General features: G+C 55.7%; 2 protein-coding genes. One reads left to right on the plus strand and one right to left on the minus strand.

Translation table 11 applies throughout. The features are described 5' to 3' along the window. Positions 1-230: 230 nt before the first annotated feature. A complete protein-coding gene (locus QZH66_RS15515) occupies positions 231-1079 on the plus strand; it encodes a hypothetical protein (protein ID WP_305806803.1) in 849 nt (282 codons plus the stop codon). A gap of 15 nt (positions 1080-1094) precedes the next feature. On the opposite strand, the gene QZH66_RS15520 is transcribed toward QZH66_RS15515, so the two are convergent. Continuing rightward, entirely contained in the window at positions 1095-1814 is a 720-nt protein-coding gene (locus QZH66_RS15520; RefSeq protein WP_305806804.1) for a methyltransferase domain-containing protein, read from the minus strand. Between the last annotated feature and the right edge of the window lie 86 nt (positions 1815-1900).

The raw sequence follows: 1900 nt of genomic DNA on the forward strand, positions 1-1900 counted from the left end.
TGTCTTGGGAGCATGGTTCTTCTGGCTGCTTCTTCCCGTCGCATTTTTGGTGACTCTGCCCCCCTCAGTCGCCCTGTATCTGCTTGTGGAGAGACTGCTTTCGATCAAGTCTCCTACTCAATCCCTCATAGTCAGCCACCACAGTCCGGACAATCCACCGCAAGTCGTACCAGGGCATGAGACCTGATGGGTTACAGCGCTCGACCGACACCACAAAGAACGGGAACTCCATGAATTGGGAACTCATCAAGAGAAAAGAAGGCCAGAATGGCACTGGAAACTGGGGAAAGTTTGATCTCCCGCTGGATACCGTTTTGGAGGCCGCAGCCAACTGGAAAAAGGAAGTTGGCAACGAGCAAAAACTCTGGCTTTGCTGGAACATTTCGCATCGATGGTCCTTGCTGCAGCAGCGCATGGTGCTTGAAGCGGGATGGACTCCCGTGGTGGGCCACGACCCCAACTGTCAGCCAGAGCAACTCACGACCCTGCCTGGCTCGATCTTTATCGACTTCGGCAAAGAGCTCAAACTCAAAGTTGTGTGGCCACACTTCCCGCTGGAGTTCGCCTTTTTGTGGGCTCCAAAACTTGCCTTCTGGCACGCTGATCTATTGATGCCCATGGAGAAGTTGCACAAGTTTGCATCACAGTTTGACGCCCTTGAAAATGGTCAAATGGCGGCCGTTCATTCCACTGGTGGACTGCGTCACTACTTCAATCGCAAGACACATCGTTACTGGGAGCTTCTCGGTTGCACCACGGAGGCGGCCAGCAGGCATCAGTTTGAGAAGGGCTGCGGGTGGTGGCGCAACTTTCACACTCATCCCAATGGCCCGCCCGAAGAGAAAGCACTGCGATCGGAGTATTGGTACGACAGTGGTGTGGGTATCTCTTACTGGGAGCAGCAGTACAACCAGCGTGTTGTGAGGTTGAACGAACGAGAATTGACCGCTGGCCACTGCAGTGAGATTGGCCACAAGAACTACAAAAAATCGAACCACAAAGGCCTGGAGCTGGACCTTAACTTCAACCTGGATTTGGTGGCCCGAAAAATGGGGCTGGAAGCCATGCTGCCAGCTTGAGCCCGCGGTGCAGTGTCACGCGCGGCGGCGAAACACCGCAGATCCCGCTTTGGTGAACTGGTGCTCGAATATGGGCTCGCTCATGAAAAGTTCCGACTGGGTCGGATTGCTGTAGACCACCCAGACATCCTGTGAATGCGTTGACATCGCTCGGACCCACATGTCGACCACCTGACGCATCACACTGGCGCCAAACGGGTTGTAGAGATAACAAACGACGGGCACGGGTGGCGGTCGATACTGCGCCGCATCACCGCATAAGAGCTTGATGCGATCCACGTTGGGCCATTGGCCGCGTGCCGCTGCAAGGTTCTTTTGTGCAGCCTGATGCAGCTCGCCCGAGAATTCAACGCCGGTGATGGTCTGAAAGCCGGCCTGCGCGGCCAGCAGCAAGGCCCTGCCCTTTCCGGAACCCAGATCGACAAAGGCGTAGTCGGCAAGACTAATAGGCAAGGCCTCCATCACAGATCGAAACTGCGCTTCATCAATGGGTTGGTAGGGTTCGGCGCTTTCGCCAACAGTCCCCGTGTAGCCAAGCTCGCTCAAGTAAACCGCCCGCTGGGTTTCCACCCCGGGAATCTGGTCCACCGAACTGCGTGGCATTCCCAAAGAACCATGGCGCATCCAATGCTTGGTGTAGTAGCGCAGATTGTGAAGTACCAAGGGCCCGAACATGCGCCAGCCGTGCCGGCGCCAGATATTCCGCACCCGCTTGATCGTTGCTCGCAGTTTCATCGTTCATCATCCCATTCAGAAGTTCGCCACAGGACATAAACAGGGTACATGCAGCTCAGGTCAACCGGTTGGCGACCTGAACCAGT

The organism is Stenotrophomonas sp. YIM B06876, from assembly GCF_030711595.1.
Lineage (GTDB): Bacteria > Pseudomonadota > Gammaproteobacteria > Xanthomonadales > Xanthomonadaceae > Stenotrophomonas.

What these genes read in the sequence shown, in the direction of transcription:
- QZH66_RS15515 (WP_305806803.1), top strand. Translation starts at nt 231, where the DNA reads ATGAATTGGGAACTCATCAAGAGAAAAGAAGGCCAGAATGGCACTGGA.
- QZH66_RS15520 (WP_305806804.1), bottom strand. Translation starts at nt 1,814, where the DNA reads ATGAAACTGCGAGCAACGATCAAGCGGGTGCGGAATATCTGGCGCCGG.